The sequence below is a fragment of the Gemmatimonadota bacterium genome (assembly GCA_040882465.1).
In the GTDB taxonomy this organism is placed as follows: domain Bacteria; phylum Gemmatimonadota; class Gemmatimonadetes; order Longimicrobiales; family Gaopeijiaceae; genus JBBEBG01.
Window position 1 is genome coordinate 89,769 of record JBBEBG010000022.1, and the last position, 18,247, is coordinate 108,015.

The following is an 18,247-nucleotide window of genomic DNA, read 5'->3' on the forward strand; positions in this document are numbered from 1 at the left end:
AGGGGTGTCAACGCCGTAGCAGGAGCCGTGGAAGCGTCCCGGCGACGGGTTTCGCGAGGGTTGGAGGCGGGCGGAAGGCGCGGACCGGGCCCATGGTGAGGGCTCCTCGGCGTCCCCTTACCGGGTGAAGGTCTCGAGGAAGCGGGACCGGGAGGCGTGGCGGAGGCGGGCGAGGGCCTTCTCCTTGATCTGGCGAACCCGCTCCCGGGTGATGCCGAGGAGCGACCCGATCTCCTCGAGCGTCATCGGCTCCTGCTCGTCCAGGCCGAAGTAGAGGCGGAGGACTTTCGCTTCCCGCTCCTTGAGAGTGGCGAGGGCCTGGTCCACGGTGTTCTTGAGGGCGTGTTCATACGCCTCGTCCTCGGGGTCGGGAGAGAACTGGTCGGGAAGGTAGTCGAGGAGACGGTTGTCCTCTCCCGGCGTCAGGGGCGCGTCGAGCGAGAGGTGCGACTGCGAGATCGCGAGCGTGGAGGCGACTTCCTCCTTCGAGAGCTCGAGCTCCTGCGCGATCTCGTCCACCGTGGGCTCGCGGCCGAGCTCCTGCAGGAGGCTCGAGGAGCGGCGGCCGATCCGGTGGAGCGCCCCCGCCCGGTTCAGAGGGACACGAACGATCCTGCTCTGCTCGGCGAGCGCCTGGAGGATCGCCTGCCGGATCCACCAGACCGCGTACGAGATGAACTTGATCCCCTTCGTCTCGTCGAATTTGTGCGCCGCGCGGATGAGGCCGACGTTTCCCTCGTTGATCAGGTCGGGGAGGAGGACGCCCTGGTTCTGATACTTCTTCGCGACGGAAACCACGAAGCGGAGGTTCGAGCGGACGAGCTTGTCGAGCGACTCCGGATCGCCTTTGCGGATCCCGCCCGCCAGGCGCGCTTCCTCCTCCCGGTCGATCAGCGGATACTGGCTGATCTCCTTCAGGTACTGGTCGAGGGACCCATCCTTTCCAGCTCTTCGACGAGACGAAAAGCTCATGGGGCACCTGCGTCCGTCAGGGAGCGAAACTGCCGAGGCCGAGACGATTCGAACCGGATCGAAGCGTCATGATCGGGATCACTCGCGGATCGCGCAACACCCCACCGACACTTCGCACCACGAGAACTCGTGACCCGTTCCGGCGGCGCTATTCGATGAGGCCGCCGATCCGATCCCACCGCACGTCGCGGAGCCAGGAAAAGGCACCGGGGTGCGCCGGGTCGGTCGAATAATACACCCTCCAGGGCCGTCCTTTGATGCTCTCGCGCGTGATGAATCCCCAGTACCTGGAGTCCTCGGAATTATCGCGATTGTCCCCGAGGACGAAGAAGCGGTCGGGCGGGACGATCAGCGGACCCCAGTTGTCGCGGGAGGGCCGATACCGCCCCGGGATCGCATCCTTCTGCAGGAATGGCGACTGCCAGACCATCCCGGGGTGGACCGCGTCTCCGCCGGGATCCCGATGGCGGACGTAAGGCTCGACCAGCGGCTCACCATTCACGAGGAGCGCCTTGTCACGCATCTGAAGCGTATCGCCGGGGAGCCCCACGAGACGCTTCACATAGTGCTTGGCGGGATCGTGCGGCGGATGGAAGACGATGATGTCCCCACGCTCCGGTTCCGCGAACCCGGGAAGGGTGATGTGGGTCCCCGGAATCTCCGCCCCGTAGACCGCCTTGTTCACGAGGAGGAAGTCTCCGGCGAGAAGCGTCCCTTCCATGGAGGACGTGGGAATCTTGAAGGCCTCGACGATGAAGGCCCGGACGAGGAAAAAGAGAACGAGGACGAGTGCGATCGACCGCACCAGTTCGAAGGCGTTTCTGAACCAGACGCGCGCACCCGCGGTCGCGGGCCGAAAGGGGGGCGTGGCGTCGGGCACAGCTGCCGCGGAGTCGTCCCCGTCGGTGCCGACCGGATCGGCCCCTTCGATTGGATCCTGACCTGCGTTCACGAGGGTCCTTCGCTTCGGTGACCGGTCCCCTCTCATCCCCCAAGCTCGGCGGCGCGGGTGGACCGTACTCGTTCGAGGCACCACTTGCACTTACCCGATCGAGAGACAGCACGTTCCGGGCCGCGGTGCCCCTTCCGCCGCGACTTCCCATCCCGACCGGAGGCCCTCACTCTTCCCTACGAAGTCCGTACCTCTCGATCTTCTTATAGAGGTTCGACCGCGGCATGTCCAGAATGCGCGCCGTCTCCGAGACGTTCCAATCGTGCTCGCGAAGCTTCTGGAGAAGAAAGAGCCGCTCGGAGCGCTCCTTAAACTCGGAGAACGTTTTCGAGTCCAGGAGTCCCAATCCGAGCTCGACGTTCGATCTCCCGGTGACGAGAAGGTCCAGGTCTTCGCGGCCAATCCTCTCCCCCCCCGCGAGGATAAGGAGGCGCTCGACCGTGTTCCGGAGCTCCCGCACGTTGCCCGACCACTCGAGCTCCTGGAGGCGAGCGATCGCCTGGGGCGTGAACTCCCGCACCGGAAGGCCGTCGCGGGCGCGCATCACATCGGCGAAGTGGCGCACGAGCATGGGTATGTCGTCCCGGCGCTCCCGGAGCGGCGGAACGTGGATGGGGACGACGTTCAACCGGTAGAAGAGGTCGTCGCGAAACTTTCCCGCTTCGATTTCACGAGCGAGGTCCTTATTGGTCGCGGCGATGACCCGGACGTCCACCTCGCGGGCCTTTTGCCCGCCGACCCTCGTGACGCGTGACTCTTCGAGCGCCCTGAGCACCTTCGCCTGCGCGGCGAGCGACATATCGCCGACCTCGTCGAGGAAGAGCGTCCCCCCATGCGCCTGCTCGAACTTCCCGGCCCGATCCTGAACGGCTCCCGTGAACGACCCCTTCATGTGCCCGAAGAGCTCGGACTCGATCAGCTCCGCAGGGATGGCCGCGCAGTTCACTTCGACAAAAGGACGGCCCGCGCGCTTGGAAAGGCGGTGCGTCGCCCGTGCCACCAGCTCCTTTCCGGTTCCGTTTTCTCCAGTGATGAGGACACGCGCTTCGGTCGGGGCCACCTTCTCGATGCGGTCGAGAACCTGCCGGATCTGGTAAGAATTCCCGATGATCTCGTGGTGCGCCTCGACCTCCGAGCGGAGCTTCGCGACCGACTCGGAGAGGCCTCGCAGCTCGAGGACGTTTCGGAGCGTGACGAGAATGCGGTCGGTGTCGAGCGGTTTCTCGAGAAAGTCGAAGGCGCCCCGCCGCGTCGCCTCGACGGCCGTGTCGATCGTTCCGTGGCCGGAGATCATCACCACGTGGGTTCCGGGCGCGATCTCCCTCATCCGTTCGAGCGTTTCGAGCCCATCCATCCCGGGCATCTTCACGTCGAGGAAGACGGCGTCCGGGGCCTCGCGCTCGACTGCTCGGAGTGCGGCCGCCCCGGACGGCTCGGTCTGGACCTCGTGCCCTTCGAACTCGAAGAGCTGGAGCAGGACCTCGCGGACGGGTCCCTCGTCGTCTACGATGAGGATCCGCGCCATGGCCTACCGCGGGACCCCGACGACCACCCGGTCCTCGGCGATGCGCACGGAGCTGACCTCCGCGGGAAGCGCCACGCGAATCACCTCCGGTGGGAGGTCGCCGGACTCCCCCGTCCCGAGCTCCGGGAGGAAGACGGAATAGGCGCGCCGGGGAACCGGAATTCCTGCCACGCTGAATCCCCGAATGAGGAGGACCGCCGCACCCTCTTCGACGGCGAGCACCGCGCAGCGGATTTCGACCGGGACCTGCTCCGGAAGGATGCGGCGGACGGGGTCCAGCCAGGTCATGGGAGGAAGGAGGGAAAGAGCGATCCGGCCCCGAATCCGGGCTTCGCCGTCGCTCAGCGTCACGCCGGTGGCGACGACCCCCCCGGGGAGCCCCTCATTAAATGCGTGCTGGAGGAGACTCGCCAACTCGGTTTCCGTGAGCTCCACCGTTTCCGAGCGGGACTGAATGGCGTCCTCGAAGCGGGCCTCGACCTGCGCCGCGACCTCGGCGCTCGCCGCGGAGGAGGCCGGGATGTCACCTTCGGACGCCTGGTCGCTCCGCATCTCGCTGAAGCGGAGCCACGCCAGGCCGAGTATGGCGACGAGGAAGAGGAAGCCGACGAACTTGGCGAGGCAGCCGAAGAGCTTCATCGCCCCGCGTCACCTCTTCCGGCGGGAGCTGCTCTTGAGCGGGCTTCCGCCGATGACCGTGTATTGAGTGCCCTGCCGCGCGAGCTGGCTCCGCATGAGATCCACCGTCTTCATGGGAACCTTTCCTTTGTAGCTCAGTCCCGCCGAGAGCTCGTCGAGGCCCCGAAAGGAGCCGGCCCCTTCCTCCTCGTCCGCCCGGCCCAGGGTGATGTGAGGGTGGAAGGCGCGGGTTTCCCTTTCGAAGCCGTGATTCGCGAGCCCCCATTCCAGGTCCTGCTTGAGGCAACGGAGCGCGGGAGTCGGCTCGACGCCGATCCAGATGACCTGCGGCCTCCGAATCGTGGGAAAGGCGCCGAACCCACTGATCGAAAGCGGGAAGTCCTTCGTCTCCGCGGCGACCCGCTCGACCACACGCTCGGCGACGGGAACGACATCGTTCCTCACGTCGCCCAGGAACTTGAGCGTCAGATGGAAGTCCGCCGGCTCGAGCCAGCGGAAAGGGTATCCTGCCTCGCGGAGGGGCTTCGCCGCACTGTGGATCTTGCGCTTCTCCTTCAAGGGAAGGTTGAGGGCGATAAAGAGGCGCATGGACCCGGGTGGAGAGGGGGAGGGACTTGGCTCTAATGTTGGCGGCCTGTCAAGAGCGGGACGATCTTATCCCTTCCCTTCCAGAGGGACAACCGGCATCGGGCACCGCCCGCTCATCTGCTTGACCCTTGGGAACCCCCCGCATAACTTCGGCCTCACAACAGAGTCTTGCGAATGGGGCCTTCGGAAGCCGGTGTGAGTCCGGCGCGGCCCCGCCACTGTAAGAGGCCCCTCCCCACGTAGTCCCGGGGACTGAAAAAGGATCGCTCAAATTGCCACTGGGGGGAGAACCCCTGGGAAGGCGAGCGACGCCGCCTCGAGCCAGGAGACCGTCCCATTCGCGCCCGACAGCAACCCTTCGAGGGAGGGGGAGGCGGGTGCGTGGATCGGACGATCGCGCGGCCCGTTCCCCCTGAGGGAGGCGGGCCGTTTGTTTTGTCACGGATCCATGCTTTCTCGCGGTTCCACCGCGGAGGGCGCCGGCGAAGGCCGCCGGATCGCCCTCGACCTCGTCGTGCCGTCGGGGCCTCCTTTCCAGGCGCACCACACACCCAAGGAGCCCGACATGTCCCGCATTACATCAAAGACGAACTCAGCGGTCCGCACGCTCGTGTGCGGACTCACTTCCTTTCTCCTGCTCCTGGCGCTGGTGGCTCCGCCGGAACTGCGGGGACAGGTGGAGGCGACACCCCCTTCGGACGATCCCTTCGAGCTCAGCGCGATGGTCGTGACAGCGACCCGCACGGCGCTCGACCGGAGGACGCTCCCGAATTCGGTCACCGTCCTCGTCGGCGAGAGGCTTCGGGAACAGGGAATTCGGACGCTGTCGGACGCGCTGCGCACGGTGCCCGGCCTCATGGTAGTTCAGGCGGGCTCCGCCGGCGCGCAGACCTCGATCTTCCTGCGCGGCGGGGAAAGCGACTACGTGCGGATCCTCGTAGACGGAGTTCCGGTGAACGAGGCGGGAGGCGCCGTGGACGTCACCGATCTGTCGCTCGACCAGGTCGAGCGGATCGAAGTGTTGCGCGGGTCCGGGAGCGTCCTCTACGGATCCGACGCCGCCGCGGGGGTCATCCAGATTTTCACGCGGCGCGGAAGGGGGAGGCCTTCTCTCGAGATCGAGACGGTCGGGGGAATCGGAGAGCAGCGGCACGCGGACGGTGAATACACGCTCTCCGATCTCGCTGCGACCGTGAGCGGAGCCTCGGGGTCATTCTCCTATATGGTCGGGGCGGGCCGCTCGGGGACCGAGGGCGCCTACCCGGTGAACAATGAGCGCTCCCTTTACACGGCGAACGCGCGTCTCGCTTGGGAGGTCGGCGAAACGACAGATGTCCTGATCGCCACCCGGTTCAGCGACAGCGAATCCCATTACCCGACCGATTCCGCCGGCAACGTCGTGGACGAGAACCAGTCCTTCGACCGGCGCTTCTGGACCACGGCGTTGGACGCGGGCCACCGGTTCGCCGACTGGATCGAGGTGCGAGCGCAAGTGGGGATCAACCAGCGCCGGCACGTAAACCGCGACGGGCAGGACGGTCCGGACGACATCAGCGGAATCTTTTATTCCTACTTTGTCGCGGACATCACTAGGCGGTCCGCGGACGTTCAGTTGAACGCCACCGCCCTCCAGAGCATCGCGACCCTCGGTGCCTCGATCGAGTCGGCACAAGGGGAGACGGACTACGACTCGGACAGCGAGTTCGGACCGTATTCGGCAGCTGCCGGATACGAGCGTTCCAACCGGGCGCTTTACCTCCAGCTCCATTCCGAACCCCTCGCGGGTCTGCATACCACGCTCGGGGGGCGTCTCGACGACAACGAGGCATTCGGCCGGTTCGAGACCTTTCGCGCCGGGTTCTCCTGGACTGGCTGGGAAGGTGGACGACTGCGAGGCTCGGTCGGACGAGCCTTTCGAGAGCCCACCTTCGGCGAGAACTACGGGAGCGGCTTCGGTGACAACGGGAATCCCGACCTCGTCCCTGAACGGATCGAGAGCTGGGAACTCGGCGTCGAGCAGGCGATCGGGCCGGCCTTGCTTTCGGCGACCTGGTTCGACCAGACCTTTCATGATCTCATCCAGTTCACCTCCGCGACCGAAGGGCCGACCGATCCCAACTACGCGAACGTCGGGTCGGCCGAAGCGAAGGGTCTCGAGATTGGAGTGGAGGCCGCGGTCGGTCCGGTCGAGTTGTCCGGCTCCTTCACGCACCTGAGCACGCAGGTTCTCGACCCCGGGCTCGCGAGCAACGCCACGTTCGTCGCGGGCGCCGCGCTCCTTCGGCGTCCGGAGCGCTCCGGAACGCTCGCCGCGCGCCTCCCGCTCGAGGACGCGACGCTCGGGGCCACCGTCCACTTCGTGGGAGGCCGGGTGGACGTGGACTTCGCGGAGACCTTTCTCGGCGAGCGAGTCACCCTTCCGGGGTACGCGACCCTGGACCTCACCGGAGAGCTCCTCGTCCCCGGGACGTCCGGAACGCATCTCCTCCTTCGCGTCGAGAACGCGCTCGACAAGGACTACGAGGGGATCGCGCGTTTTCCCGCGCCGGGAAGGATCGTCCGGCTCGGCGCGCGGGTGCGAGTGGGAGGGAACCGAGAGGTCCCGTGATGTCGGTCTCCGATACGTCCGGGAGGGACGACGCGGGCGCTCGTCCCTCCCGGGAGGCCGCCCCCACCGGCCTTTGCGCTTCGTGCGTCCACCGAAGAGAGGTCACGAGCGGGCGGGGAAGCCGCTTCATCTTTTGTCTGCGGGCGCGCGATGACCCCCGGTTCCCGAAATACCCCCCGCTTCCGGTGGTGCGGTGCACGGGATTCGAGGTGGCGCCCTGACCGGGATCTCACCCCGAAATTCGACCCGTGCGCCCTGATCGAGCACCACCGGTTGTCCCCGGGGGGTCGAAGCTCCGCACGCTCGCCGTGTCGGCCGCCCTTCTCGGAGTCGCCGCAGGGTGCGACGACTCCCCCTCCTCCTCGAGTGGCGCGACGCTCGTCGGCACCTGGAATGCGACGAGCTTCAACGCGCCGGGAATGGACTTCATCGGCGAGGGGATGTCGCTGACGATCGTTTTCGGGTCGACCGGCAGTTTCTCGCCACAGATTCAAAACGATCTCATCGGAGCCTGCGAAGATGAGGAGCCGAATTGCACTCAGCTGGGAACCTACACGAGCACGAGCGCGCAGTTCACGATCGACCCCACGACCTCAGACGCGACCACCTTCACTTATGTGATCGCGGGATCTACACTGACGCTCACCGGGGACATCGACGGGACCCCCGTAATCATCGTATTCCAGAGGGCTTCCTAGTGTCCCGTCCCAGAAGTTCGTTGGCATTGACGGCACTGTGTGCCGTCGTCTCGCGGCGACCCGTTCAGGTCGTGCCAACGCATGTGGTCGCTCGGCTCGTGCGCCGCTGCATCCGCCCCGGCAGCGTTGCTCCTCCTCGAAGTAGCCCTGCTACTCCTCGTCGTCGCGCCTTGCCGGCGCGGCGCATCGGTACCCTCGGTGCTCTACGAACTTCTGGGACGGGACACTAACAGGCCGGGAGCCCGGGCCGGGTCGCGACCGTGAACTGGCACCCGTAGCGGGGCTCCGCGACGACCTCCGGATCTAGGACGTCGTCCCCGGTGGGACGCACGCCGTCTTCCTCCCAGTGCACCATCGCCTCGAAGGCGGCGATCTCCTCCTGGACGTCGAACCCGCAGTGTGCAGGGCCGCGGATCGCCCGCTGGACGAGCCGGTCCGCATTCCCGTTGGCCGCCGCGCGCTCCGCATAGAGCTGTTGCACCCGGAAGGGGACGAAGAGGTCGCCGAGCGTGTGGATGCTCACGACAGGGATGTCGAATCGGCCCGCGACGATCGGGAGGGCGCGCACCCCGTCCGGGCGAATGGGATTGGCCGACTCGAGGTCACCCTCCACTCGGAAGATGGCCTCGTTGAAGGCGCGCTCCGCTTCGGACAGAGCGGGATCCGCGTCGAGCTGATAGACGATCCCGGTCGTATTCACGCTGACGCCCGAGAGCACGCCTCGCCACGCACCGTCCATCGTCCCGTACCCGAGGAGGAGATCCTGGAAGTTGGGGAAGGAGCCCTCGAAAATTGGACGCGGCCCTCCGGAGAGATGCATGAGGGCATACCAGAGCGGCTCCCCCTGATCGGTCATCGCGGCCATATCCGCCGCATAGTCCTCCCAGAGCGCCGCGCGGATCGCGGGAAGCTTTTCCTCGTGGTCCGGGATGGGGAACGTGGCGACCGGCATGCCGGCCAGATGATGCGCCGCGAGGTTGTATGCGAGGAAATAGTCGTAGAGCTCGTTGTCTCCCATGACGCCGCACATCGGGACGGCCCCTGCGTACCGAACTCGGTGGAGCGCCGTCGCGAGCGTCTCCTCTTCGATCGCGGCGCCCGTCACATGCCCCCCCATGGAATGCCCCGTGATGTAGTACTTGGTCGGTGCTGGGTGCCCCGTGATCTCCTGAAAGGCGAGGGCGAGGGCGTTGGTGTCCTCGACACCGGCGCGGACGTCGTAGTAATTCGCGCTGTAACTCGAAGCGGCCCAGGCGAATCCATTGTCGATGAGGTAGCCACGTAGGGCGGGATTCCCGACGGTGAGCTGGTCGCCCGTGCCCCGGTAGCCGTGGGCGTACATCACGAGCACCCCGTTCCAATTTTCGGGCACCTCGATGCGGTAGCTCGCCGGTCCGTGAATCCCCTCACCGACCCCGTGGAAGGCCGTGGCTCCTTCCAGGGGCTCGAAGGCGGCCTGTCCGTCCGGAATGGAGAAGGTCCTCGTGTCGTGCGGGCGCGGTGGCGCGGGAGGGATCTCTTCCGGCACCGGGCCGGGCTCGATGCAGGCCACGAGGAGGAACATGGGCGCAAGGAGCGTGGCGAGGGCTCGGCGGCGGAAACCGCACGGAATCGGTGTCGAACGCATCGGCGTTGCCTCCACGGCTGAGGTCGAACGGACCTCCGGCGACCCGCAGAACACGGGCCCCAGGACGTCCTACCAGCGAATACTTAGCACCGTGCTCCGAACCGAGGAGGAGCCGCCGCCGCTGCCGGTCAGGAGCGGGAGGAATCCCAGCGGATTGACGGAGACTTCGGCTCCCCTCGAAACGCCGGAGTCGTTTCCTGGGCGAAGGGCGGTACCGGACGCCCCCCCTCTGTCGGCCAGTGCGCGGTAGGTGAAGATTAGTCCCGCGGCAGAGCCGGCCGCAGTGGCGGTCATGTAGATCAATTCGTCCCGCTCCGTGTCCGGATCCACGAGGTAGGTGAGTCCCGCCCCCAGGAGCCCTCCGGCGAGGTGACCCGCCGCCACGAGGAGGCCATCCCCGCCGGAGAAGTTCTGCGAGCGGAGCGTGCGGTCCCCGAAAAAGAGTCCCGGAGCCGCCCCCAGGATCGCTGCCGCCACATGAGTTTTCTCCCCGTCCTCATCCAGGAGATTCGCCACGGGGAGAAGGGCCTGTGCGCCCATGAGCCCGAAGGACCGCAGGACGTGAACGTCCCCGGAGGTGTAGCGGCCGTCGCGGCCCGCCCTTTGGGATCCGGCGATGCCGGCACCCGCCACCGCGAGCGCGAGGAGGTTCGCGGGTAGGAGGTCCGGGTCCTCGTGAACGATGCCCCCCTCGATATCCCGGGTCTCTTCGTCATCGTAGAGCCCCATGACGTAGGACAGCCCGAATCCGGCCGCGGTCGAGAAGTCGGAGAGGGTCTCCCGGAGATCCGCCGTGCCCTGGCCGATCCCGGTCCAATCCACCGCCTTGAACCCCAGGACACCCCCGGCCATGCTCCCGACCGTCGCTGCGCCCACGCGCACCCGCCAATCGGCGTCCTCGTCTTCACCGAACTCGGGCGGGCCCCCGCGGTCGGTGATCGCGAACCCCAGAGCACCGCCGAACAGGGCGCCCCGAGTCGCGCCCCAGAGGGACATCGAACGGTGTGCATCCGTAACCGAACGATCCCGCGTCAGGCGATAAGGGAGGTAGAAACTCGACGCGGCCGTGAGAAGGTAGGCAGCCACCGCGCCGCGGCTATCGTCTATATCTAGCGAGAGCGGGACGGCCCAGCCATAAAAGGCGAGCCCGATCCCGGTGGCCCCCCACACCAGCCCTCCCCTTCCCTCACGGGTAAAGGCCGGTGTGGTATCGGCTTCCGCGATGGCGGAAGAGAGCCCGGTCCGAAACGACTCGATCTCGGCGGCCGCAAGGACGCGCCGCTCTCGGGCCAGGCGTGGTCCTTCCAGCCAGCTCACCTCGAGCACGAGTGTCCCGTCCTCCTGCTGGAAAAGCCGGGCGCCCTGAAACCCCTGGACCTCCGGGAAGAGTGCCGCGGCACGCCGCAGCTCGGGGGTGATCTCGAGGATCTGTCCCGCGGCGTCGAGCGGAACCTGGACCTCCCGGACCACGTCCTGCCCCGCCGCCGTGCCAACTAAAAGGATTGAGGCGAGCCCGGCGACCGCTGCCGAAATCAAGCGCGCCCAGAGACCGGCGCCGGCGGATGGGTGGATTCGTCCGTTCACGATCACTATTAGTCTGAGCCGGCCGGCTCGTTCCCATCCACGGCCACGGTGGTCCGACGATGGACGGTTCAACGGACTCTCGGCGAGACCCAATCGGGGTTGGGGAGCGTTCCCATCGTGCAGCACATAAATGTCATGACGATGTATTTACATCGAGTTCCGGGCTTCACATATTGAGGTATGGCGATCAAGTCGCGGCACCTGCAGATTCGGCTCACTCCGCGGGAGAAGGCGGACCTCAAGCGACGAGCGAAGGACGCGGGTCAGGACCTATCCACGTTCGTGATGTCCCGCGCGCTACCGCCCGCAAGAGGGCGGTTCGCTGGAGTCGTGAAGGCCCTCTCGGAGGAAGGGGACCGAGCATACCCTCTCGCCGAGCTCAACGACTTCCTTTCAGAGTTGGCCCCGATCGAGTTCCGGCTCGCGGTCGAGGAGATTCCCCCCAATACGCTGTCTCCTTTCCTTCTGAGCTATGTGGCCGCGATGGTCGAAGTGGCGGCCGGCCAGAAGGATCAGCCTCCGCCGCCCTGGACAGCCAAGGTCGAGGGCCTGGATGAGCCCTATTTCACGACCCCGTTGAGGAGCCTCCGTCTTCATCTCCTGCAGTCCTCACCCGTGCCCTTCAAGCGGCGCAACCTCTTCGTGGATTCGACCGTCGGGGCGCGCGTCTAAGTTGGGCTCAACCAAGTTGACGAAAGTTGATATCGAGCGGCTCCTCGGGCTGCTGAATGAAGAGCTCGCCGAGGAGGAGATCAGGGGCGAGCTGTACATGGTGGGCGGCGCGGTGATGTGCTTGGCACTGGATGCCCGGCCCGCGACGCGTGACGTGGACGCCTACTTCCGGCCGACCAGGCAGGTGCGCGAAGCTGCGGCTCGGGTCGCCGGACGAGCAGGAGTGCCGGACGGCTGGCTGAACGATGCCGTGAAGGGATATCTCGGTTCGCAGGGGGACTTCGTGCCCTATCTGGACCTTCCGAACCTCCTCGTTTTCGTCGCTCGTCCCGAGTACCTCCTCGCAATGAAGTGCGCCGCGATGCGGCTGGCAGAAGAGTTCCAGGATCTCGGCGACGTCCGATACCTTCTCCGCTATCTGAACATTGACCGCGCAGACGACGCCATGTCCATCGTCACGAAATACCTTGATGAAGACTTCCTGCCGCCTAAGACGCGTCTTGCCCTCGAGGAGCTGCTCTCGGAGTGAGGAGCCGGCCTCGCGAAAGCAGCGAGGCTCGTCACCTGAGTCTCGCACCGCTTCGTGACGTGGTCTGATCCACCCCGTGGTCGCTTCACACCTCCAGGATGGAGGCCTCGTAGGAGGTGGCCGAGATCCTCGGGGTGGATGACAAGTCTCTGGCGAACTGGGAGGTGGGGAGGATTGAGCCGGCGCTTCGGCACTGGCGGAGGATCATCCGGTTCCTCGGATACGTTCCCCTGCCCCGTCCTGAGTCGTTCGGAGAACGGCTCACCGCCTATCGGGTAATGACAGGCCGGTCCCAGCCATCCGTCGCCAGAGCGCTCGGCGTAGACGAATCGACGATCTGGGGGTGGGAGTGCCACAGGTGAGTGCCGCTCAAGCGCCTAAGAGAGCATGTGGAGCGAGTGATCGGTCCGGCACTGGCAGCTTGGGGACAGGAGCCCCAAACGGTACCTCTCTGTGAGGAGTGACTTCAGCAGTCAAGGCTAGGTGCGAAAATTACGAAAAATATGGAAGCATGAGTGCGGGACCAGAAATTGATCCAATCCCATGCGAAAGCTTACCTTATCAAAAACACCAAGAGGAGATTCGATGCGATCCTATGTATTCAACGCCGTCGTGGAGCCGGACGAAGATGTCTGGCGTGCGTACGTGCCCGAGTTGGAGGAGAAGGGTGCCGCGGCTTGGGGCAACACTCGTGAAGAGGCACTGAAGAACCTTCAGGAAGTGCTTCAGATGGTGATCGAGGATCTGCTCGAAGACGGCGAGTCGTTGCCCGAGAATGCGAGGGTCTCGGAGCAGCCGGCGGTCGCCGTCAACGTCGGATGACCGATTACTCCAAACTCGCCACCCTCACCGCCCGCCAGATCCTCTCCGCACTTCACGCCGACGGCTTCACCCTCGTTCGCCAGAAAGGAAGCCATCGGCACTTCAAGCATTCCGACGGTCGCCGCGTGACAGTTTCGTTTCACCACTCCGCCGACACCTTTCGGCGCGGGACGCTGCGAAGCATGATCGATCTTCAGGCCCGGTGGACCGAGGAAGACCTTCGTCGGTTGGAACTTCTGCGCTGAGGGACCGGAGCATGGGAAAAACCCACGCATGAACTGCGTGGTTTTTTCGTGCAGATTGAACCGCGCCGGGATTGCCGGAGGCAATTGTTCTGGAGTGCCATAGTCCAAGCCTGAGCTTCGTCGGTCCCTCGCTCACCCCCGATACTGGATCGCCTCCGCCAAGTGCGGCTCCGCGATCCGTTCCGCCCCTTCGAGATCCGCGATCGTCCGCGCCACCTTGAGAACGCGGTGGACTCCGCGCGCGGAGAGCCCGAGCCGGTCCGCGGCGTCCTCCATGAGCCGCGCGCCGTCGCGATCCAGCCGGCACCACCGGGCCGTCGCGGCCGGAGACAACGCCCCGTTCCAGGTCGGGAGCGAGGCCCCCCGTCCGTTCCGGCGCACCCCGTGCCGCTCCCGCTGCCGCTCCCTGGCTCGCGTCACCCGCTCCCGAATCGCGAGCGACGATTCACCTCCCGGGCGACCGGCCAGCTCCGCGTAGGGAATCGCCGGAACGTCCAGATGCAGATCCATCCGGTCCCGGAGCGGCCCCGAGATCCGCGACCGGTACCGTGCCACCTGGGTGGGATCGCAGGTGCAGGGGTGGCGCGGATCGCCCAGGTGGCCGCAGGGGCACCCCTGCGTTCCCCTATTGCCATGTCCACTTGAGAGGACAGAAACCGGTCTCGAAGAGCTATCCCGTCTCACCGAGGACGGTGGGAGAGCACATCCGGAAGGTCCGGATGGACCGGGGACTCCTACAGCGAGAGGTCGCCGAGGCGATCGGAGTGGATCTCACAACGGTCCTGAACTGGGAGATCCGAAGATCTGAGCCGGCCCTACGGAACTGGCCAGGGATCATTCAGTTTCTCGGATATGTGCCCCTGAAAGGAGGTACGTCCCTTGCCGACCGGCTGAAGGTCCTTCGCCAATTGACCGGTCGTTCTCAGGCCAGGTTGGCAGACACCCTCGCAGTCGACGAGTCCACCCTCCGTGGCTGGGAGCACGGCAATCACTTTCCCAACCCTTGCAACCTGAAGCGGCTCGAGGGTCTATTTACCACCATCGGCTTCGAGCCACGAAATGACGGCGGCTAGAGTTGGCCCTGAGTTGATCACGACGCGCGTGTCCGGCGTTGGGCCAAACCGCCACGCAATCGACGTAGAAGTAGGCCACTCCAATTCAGACACCGGCCCCGAGCTGGAGTCGCGTGCGCAACTCTCCATTGCTCTCGTCCGCGTCCAGCCGGCATTGCCTCCCGTACTCGATGGATGCATATAGTGACGACGCTGCCCCGCTGGGGGCCAATGTGGGTCCGTCGAATACCAGTTAGCACGCCCAGAGACATGAGAGTGAATCATCTCCTGAACCGGGCGGAGTCCCTCGCGCGCCGCCTTCTCCCCGCCCTCTTCGCCGAGATGAATCGGACCGGCCATGCAGGTCACTGCATCTACGTGTCCAGGGTGATCGATCTCGTGTTCAACGAGTACGGAGTCCGTAGCGAGCCCTTATGCGTGGACTTTGAGTTCGCGAATGCGTCGGCAATCCAACAGATGGCAGAGGGCCGGGCCCTGGAGCCGCCCGCCATGATCGCCAAGACCGGATCCGAGACGTTCGACGGCTATCTGCATCATGTCGTGACGCTCGTTCGTGACGGGCCGATGGCCCTGCTATTGGACCCGACCATCATTCAGCTCGAGAGACATCTTCTTGATGTGACCATTCCTCCGGTCATGATCACTCTACCTTGGCCTAGGGTAGACCCATTGCTGGTGGACATTGGCGGCGGCTGCCTTACATACTCGTTTCGACCCAGAGACGAGGTCTTCAAGACGAATGAGCAATGGTCCGATCTCTCCGACGCCAAGGCTCGAGCTGCAGCGGTCCTGCGACAAATGAATTCTGGATCCTGACCCACCGGGCGGGCGTCTAATAGGCGCGTGAAGCTGGCGCGGTGGGCTTAGCGGTTGAACTTTTCAGGACCCCGGCACGCAGCTTACGCGCCGAGACGTTGGCTAGCTCGTGGTACACGAGGGGTGCAGAGTTGGCATCCCACCCTGAGGGGGTGACAGATGGGATTCTTCTCCTACGCCTACATATCGAGGTACAAGAGTGTCGAAGACCGGGTGACGGCGACTCGCGAGATTTACTCGACGACTAGCCAAGAACGGGTCCTCTTGACCTGGGAGCCCGGATCGAGGCCGCCTGGACTGCATCCATACGCGGGCGGCCACCTCCTAAGCAGTGAACCGCTTGAACGCCTCCCGGGTTATCCCAGGGAGTCGTGTTTAGCGTCTGCTGACGACTATCCCGGTGCGTTCTTGGTGGAAGAAGGCTTCCGACCCAAGACCGACGACTCGCCGGTCCTCTTCTTCGTTGCGCTCCCCGCGGGCTTCGTCCCCGCACCGAAGGAACGTCCATTCGAACACCCTGCAGACCCATTTGTTGACATCCGAGACAACCATCTCGTGTTGTGCTATGCGGTGAGCGGCCCCGCGGTGATTAGATTCTGGATCCGTGAGCTGGAGGATGACGACTCCCTTGAGCGCTACGATCTGAACCGTATCATGACGCGTCCAACAAGGAGAGTCCCAAAGCTTGAGGCCGAACTCAACTTCGGCATCGCAAAGCTTAGGATTAGTAGCTGATTTCGGGTGTAGGAAGGGAGTCTCTCCATGTGGGAGGACCTCTCTCGAGCGGTGAGCGCTAATAAACAGGCGCGGGAAGCTCGCGCGGTGGGCTTGTCAGATGATCCCTCCAGCACTGAGGCGCGCAGCTTACGCGCCGAGCCGTTAGCGTGACCTTGATGCAACCCCTTCAAAGACTCATTGGAGGTGGATTCGTGGCTCGCGTAAGAATTGAGGACATCGTTGACCATCTCTCCAGCGAGATGCGGCGCGCCTTGGCGGATGCCGTCGGGAATTCCTGTCCAGGATGCACACCCGACGCGCACCAACTATTCCGCGATTTCAAGCGCGCGGTTGGTCGCAAGTGTTCGACCTGGGAACGAGTTCCGGACACCTATGTAGACAAAGACTAGACGGACTTCCAGTTTCCGCTCGTTGCGCAGACCCGGACGCGTTAGGGGGACGGCGCCAACTTGCGCGTGAAGTCGGCGCTGTCGGCCCTCGCGCTGAATTCTTCGGCACTCAGGGCGCAGCTTACGTGTTGTGTCGATAAGCGACTTCGTCCTTGCACGCTGGGAGTACTCACGACGCATTGCGTTGCCATCAATACGCGAGCGCTCAGCACCGCTGCGGGATGGCCTTCTTTGTGCGTCGTCCGAACTCTGGCGTTGCCTGGCATCGCCGCGGGACGAAGTGTCCGCAGCGACTGATCGAGGAGGTAGGGTGGCGAAAAACCGCAAGGGCTTGAAACCAGCGGACGAACTTGCGTTGCTCACACAGGTCGGAGGCAGGTGTCCTCTGTGCAGCAAGCGGCTCTTTTACAAGAAGAGGGGCCGCCGCTACAAGGACTACGACACCGCCCACATCTATCCGCTCAACCCTACGCTGTTGGAACAGGCGGAGCTGCAGACGGCACCCCGCCTCTCTACGGATCCGAACGACCCAGACAACCTCATCCCTCTGTGCAAGACTTGCCATGGTCGTTTCGATAAGCCTCGGACGTTAGAGGAGTACGTCACACTCGCGGACCTGAAGGAGGATTTCCTCCGGGCGGCGGCAATGCGTGACCTCCAGATCGAATATCCCATCGAAGTCGAGATTCGACGAGTCTTAGCTGGGCTCGCTGTTAGCTTAACGGGCGAGGTCGACACCGACCTGAACTACGATCCCCAGAAGGTCGATCGGAAGCTGGATGACACGATGCCCGGGCCCACTCGCCGGAAGATCCAGCATGCCGTGAACGACTATTTCGTGGGTGTCCGCAACTATTTCAAGGAACTGGAGCGGGACAGCCCAGGGAGTTCTGAGCTCATCTTCGCTCAGGTTCGCACCTTCTACCTCAGCCAGAAGCCGATCGCCCTCACACAGGGTGAGGTCTTTGCAAGCGTCGTTGATTGGATGGCACGCCAAGAAGCATCGGCCACGCGCGACGCGGCTGAAGCAGTAGCCGCATTCTTCGTCCAGAATTGCGAGGTCTTTGAGTGATCACCCCCAACAAGATCGTGACGCTCCAAGAATCGGCCCTGGCGCTGACGCCCATTATTATGGCCCAAGGCCCCTACGACATTTCGATTTCGGAGCTCTTGCACCGAGTCGAGCGAGATGTTCGGGATCTCGATCAGTTCATGCTGGCGTTAGACGTCCTCTATGTGCTAGGCCGAATTGACATCGATCTTGAAAAGGGACTCCTGTCGTATGCTGCGTGAGATCCGGTGCGAGCGCTTCCGGACGAATACCATTCGATTCTCGGATGGCCTGAACGTTGTCCTCGGCGACGACAACGCGACGAACTCGATCGGCAAATCGAGTCTCTTGATGGTCATCGACTTTGCCTTCGGAGGGAGCTCGTTGGTCGAGCATAACGCGGACGCGATCAAGGAGCTCGGACATCACCACTACGACATCGTGTTTGACTTCGATGGTGTCCAAAGGCGCTATCGTCGAGGCACTCTCGAGCCTGACGATGTCTATCGATGCGATGAAGATTTCCAGCCCGAAGCCGTCCTAGCCCTGGATGAGTATACCGGCCTGCTGAGAGCTCACTACGGAATCGAGTTGGAAGGGCTCTCGTTCAGGGCTTTGGTGGGCCTCTACGCGCGGGTTTGGGGCAAGGAGAATCTTGATGTGATGTCACTTCTCACGAGGATGACCCCAGGGTTCTCACGAGCATGACCCCACCCCCC

Annotated in this window: 21 protein-coding genes and 1 riboswitch; of the genes, 13 read left to right on the top strand and 8 right to left on the bottom strand. The window is 64.4% G+C overall.

Annotated features, from left to right (window positions below; all coding sequences use genetic code 11):
- Positions 1-117: 117 nt before the first annotated feature.
- The 5 genes from WEG36_07040 to thpR all read right to left on the bottom strand — a co-directional run bounded on the left by WEG36_07040 (position 118) and on the right by thpR (position 4,676).
- Positions 118-972, bottom strand: coding sequence for a sigma-70 family RNA polymerase sigma factor (locus WEG36_07040; protein MEX1257354.1), 855 nt, complete (start codon positions 970-972; stop codon positions 118-120).
- A gap of 148 nt (positions 973-1,120) precedes the next feature.
- On the bottom strand, positions 1,121-1,924 hold the full coding sequence (lepB, locus tag WEG36_07045) for a signal peptidase I (protein MEX1257355.1): 804 nt from the start codon (positions 1,922-1,924) through the stop codon (positions 1,121-1,123).
- A 166-nt stretch (positions 1,925-2,090) separates the two neighbouring features.
- On the bottom strand, positions 2,091-3,449 hold the full coding sequence (locus WEG36_07050; protein MEX1257356.1) for a sigma-54 dependent transcriptional regulator: 1,359 nt from the start codon (positions 3,447-3,449) through the stop codon (positions 2,091-2,093).
- A gap of 3 nt (positions 3,450-3,452) precedes the next feature.
- Positions 3,453-4,088, bottom strand: a complete 636-nt coding sequence (locus tag WEG36_07055; GenBank protein ID MEX1257357.1) for a hypothetical protein — start codon at positions 4,086-4,088, stop codon at positions 3,453-3,455.
- A 9-nt stretch (positions 4,089-4,097) separates the two neighbouring features.
- Positions 4,098-4,676: an RNA 2',3'-cyclic phosphodiesterase gene (gene thpR / locus WEG36_07060; GenBank protein ID MEX1257358.1), complete on the bottom strand. Its 579-nt coding sequence runs from the start codon at positions 4,674-4,676 to the stop codon at positions 4,098-4,100.
- Positions 4,677-4,861: 185 nt separating this feature from the next.
- Positions 4,862-5,006, top strand: a riboswitch (cobalamin riboswitch).
- Positions 5,007-5,124: 118 nt separating this feature from the next.
- Here thpR and WEG36_07065 point away from each other — a divergent pair.
- The gene (locus WEG36_07065) at positions 5,125-7,284 is read left to right on the top strand and encodes a TonB-dependent receptor (GenBank protein ID MEX1257359.1); all 2,160 of its coding nucleotides are present in this window, start codon (positions 5,125-5,127) and stop codon (positions 7,282-7,284) included.
- 248 nt (positions 7,285-7,532) lie between these two features.
- Complete coding sequence (locus tag WEG36_07070) at positions 7,533-7,982, top strand: hypothetical protein (protein MEX1257360.1); 450 nt, start codon at positions 7,533-7,535, stop codon at positions 7,980-7,982.
- Between the two features lie 226 nt (positions 7,983-8,208).
- On the opposite strand, the gene WEG36_07075 is transcribed toward WEG36_07070, so the two are convergent.
- Positions 8,209-9,609, bottom strand: a complete 1,401-nt coding sequence (locus WEG36_07075; GenBank protein MEX1257361.1) for an alpha/beta hydrolase — start codon at positions 9,607-9,609, stop codon at positions 8,209-8,211.
- 69 nt (positions 9,610-9,678) lie between these two features.
- Positions 9,679-11,193, bottom strand: a complete 1,515-nt coding sequence (locus WEG36_07080) for a hypothetical protein (protein ID MEX1257362.1) — start codon at positions 11,191-11,193, stop codon at positions 9,679-9,681.
- A 180-nt stretch (positions 11,194-11,373) separates the two neighbouring features.
- Between WEG36_07080 and WEG36_07085 the strand changes: the two genes are divergently transcribed.
- The 5 genes from WEG36_07085 (at position 11,374) to WEG36_07105 (ending at position 13,461) form a co-directional block, all read left to right on the top strand.
- Positions 11,374-11,865, top strand: a complete 492-nt coding sequence (locus WEG36_07085; protein ID MEX1257363.1) for a hypothetical protein — start codon at positions 11,374-11,376, stop codon at positions 11,863-11,865.
- Between the two features lie 16 nt (positions 11,866-11,881).
- On the top strand, positions 11,882-12,394 hold the full coding sequence (locus tag WEG36_07090; protein MEX1257364.1) for a hypothetical protein: 513 nt from the start codon (positions 11,882-11,884) through the stop codon (positions 12,392-12,394).
- 116 nt (positions 12,395-12,510) lie between these two features.
- The gene (locus WEG36_07095) at positions 12,511-12,756 is read left to right on the top strand and encodes a helix-turn-helix transcriptional regulator (protein MEX1257365.1); all 246 of its coding nucleotides are present in this window, start codon (positions 12,511-12,513) and stop codon (positions 12,754-12,756) included.
- Positions 12,757-12,979: 223 nt separating this feature from the next.
- Positions 12,980-13,216, top strand: a complete 237-nt coding sequence (locus WEG36_07100) for a type II toxin-antitoxin system HicB family antitoxin (protein ID MEX1257366.1) — start codon at positions 12,980-12,982, stop codon at positions 13,214-13,216.
- Positions 13,213-13,461: a type II toxin-antitoxin system HicA family toxin gene (locus tag WEG36_07105; GenBank protein ID MEX1257367.1), complete on the top strand. Its 249-nt coding sequence runs from the start codon at positions 13,213-13,215 to the stop codon at positions 13,459-13,461. Before WEG36_07100 ends, WEG36_07105 begins: the two co-directional genes overlap by 4 nt.
- Positions 13,462-13,593: 132 nt before the next feature.
- Here the strand turns inward: WEG36_07105 and WEG36_07110 are convergent, their stop codons facing one another.
- On the bottom strand, positions 13,594-14,145 hold the full coding sequence (locus tag WEG36_07110) for an ATP-binding protein (protein MEX1257368.1): 552 nt from the start codon (positions 14,143-14,145) through the stop codon (positions 13,594-13,596).
- An 8-nt stretch (positions 14,146-14,153) separates the two neighbouring features.
- On the opposite strand from WEG36_07110, the gene WEG36_07115 reads away from it, so the two are divergent.
- The 6 genes from WEG36_07115 to WEG36_07140 all read left to right on the top strand — a co-directional run bounded on the left by WEG36_07115 (position 14,154) and on the right by WEG36_07140 (position 18,236).
- Positions 14,154-14,534 (top strand): helix-turn-helix transcriptional regulator, encoded by a 381-nt coding sequence (locus WEG36_07115; GenBank protein MEX1257369.1) that lies wholly within the window; start codon positions 14,154-14,156, stop codon positions 14,532-14,534.
- 249 nt (positions 14,535-14,783) lie between these two features.
- Positions 14,784-15,350 carry a hypothetical protein gene (locus WEG36_07120; protein ID MEX1257370.1) on the top strand — a complete coding sequence of 189 codons (567 nt, stop codon included), beginning with the start codon at positions 14,784-14,786 and terminating at the stop codon, positions 15,348-15,350.
- A gap of 159 nt (positions 15,351-15,509) precedes the next feature.
- Positions 15,510-16,085 (top strand): hypothetical protein, encoded by a 576-nt coding sequence (locus tag WEG36_07125; protein ID MEX1257371.1) that lies wholly within the window; start codon positions 15,510-15,512, stop codon positions 16,083-16,085.
- Between the two features lie 702 nt (positions 16,086-16,787).
- A complete protein-coding gene (locus WEG36_07130; protein MEX1257372.1) occupies positions 16,788-17,549 on the top strand; it encodes an ABC-three component system protein in 762 nt (253 codons plus the stop codon).
- Positions 17,546-17,770 carry an ABC-three component system middle component 7 gene (locus tag WEG36_07135; GenBank protein MEX1257373.1) on the top strand — a complete coding sequence of 75 codons (225 nt, stop codon included), beginning with the start codon at positions 17,546-17,548 and terminating at the stop codon, positions 17,768-17,770. The genes WEG36_07130 and WEG36_07135 overlap by 4 nt, the downstream gene beginning before the upstream one ends.
- The gene (locus WEG36_07140) at positions 17,760-18,236 is read left to right on the top strand and encodes an ATP-binding protein (protein ID MEX1257374.1); all 477 of its coding nucleotides are present in this window, start codon (positions 17,760-17,762) and stop codon (positions 18,234-18,236) included. The genes WEG36_07135 and WEG36_07140 overlap by 11 nt, the downstream gene beginning before the upstream one ends.
- Positions 18,237-18,247 lie beyond the last annotated feature (11 nt).

Excerpts from the sequence above, each read along its gene's own strand:
- thpR (MEX1257358.1), bottom strand. The coding sequence starts at position 4,676 with ATGCGCCTCTTTATCGCCCTCAACCTTCCCTTGAAGGAGAAGCGCAAG.
- WEG36_07065 (MEX1257359.1), top strand. The coding sequence starts at position 5,125 with ATGCTTTCTCGCGGTTCCACCGCGGAGGGCGCCGGCGAAGGCCGCCGG.
- WEG36_07040 (MEX1257354.1), bottom strand. The coding sequence starts at position 972 with ATGAGCTTTTCGTCTCGTCGAAGAGCTGGAAAGGATGGGTCCCTCGAC.
- WEG36_07085 (MEX1257363.1), top strand. The coding sequence starts at position 11,374 with ATGGCGATCAAGTCGCGGCACCTGCAGATTCGGCTCACTCCGCGGGAG.
- WEG36_07050 (MEX1257356.1), bottom strand. The coding sequence starts at position 3,449 with ATGGCGCGGATCCTCATCGTAGACGACGAGGGACCCGTCCGCGAGGTC.
- WEG36_07140 (MEX1257374.1), top strand. The coding sequence starts at position 17,760 with ATGCTGCGTGAGATCCGGTGCGAGCGCTTCCGGACGAATACCATTCGA.
- WEG36_07120 (MEX1257370.1), top strand. The coding sequence starts at position 14,784 with ATGAGAGTGAATCATCTCCTGAACCGGGCGGAGTCCCTCGCGCGCCGC.
- WEG36_07100 (MEX1257366.1), top strand. The coding sequence starts at position 12,980 with ATGCGATCCTATGTATTCAACGCCGTCGTGGAGCCGGACGAAGATGTC.
- WEG36_07125 (MEX1257371.1), top strand. The coding sequence starts at position 15,510 with ATGGGATTCTTCTCCTACGCCTACATATCGAGGTACAAGAGTGTCGAA.
- WEG36_07075 (MEX1257361.1), bottom strand. The coding sequence starts at position 9,609 with ATGCGTTCGACACCGATTCCGTGCGGTTTCCGCCGCCGAGCCCTCGCC.
- WEG36_07105 (MEX1257367.1), top strand. The coding sequence starts at position 13,213 with ATGACCGATTACTCCAAACTCGCCACCCTCACCGCCCGCCAGATCCTC.
- WEG36_07055 (MEX1257357.1), bottom strand. The coding sequence starts at position 4,088 with ATGAAGCTCTTCGGCTGCCTCGCCAAGTTCGTCGGCTTCCTCTTCCTC.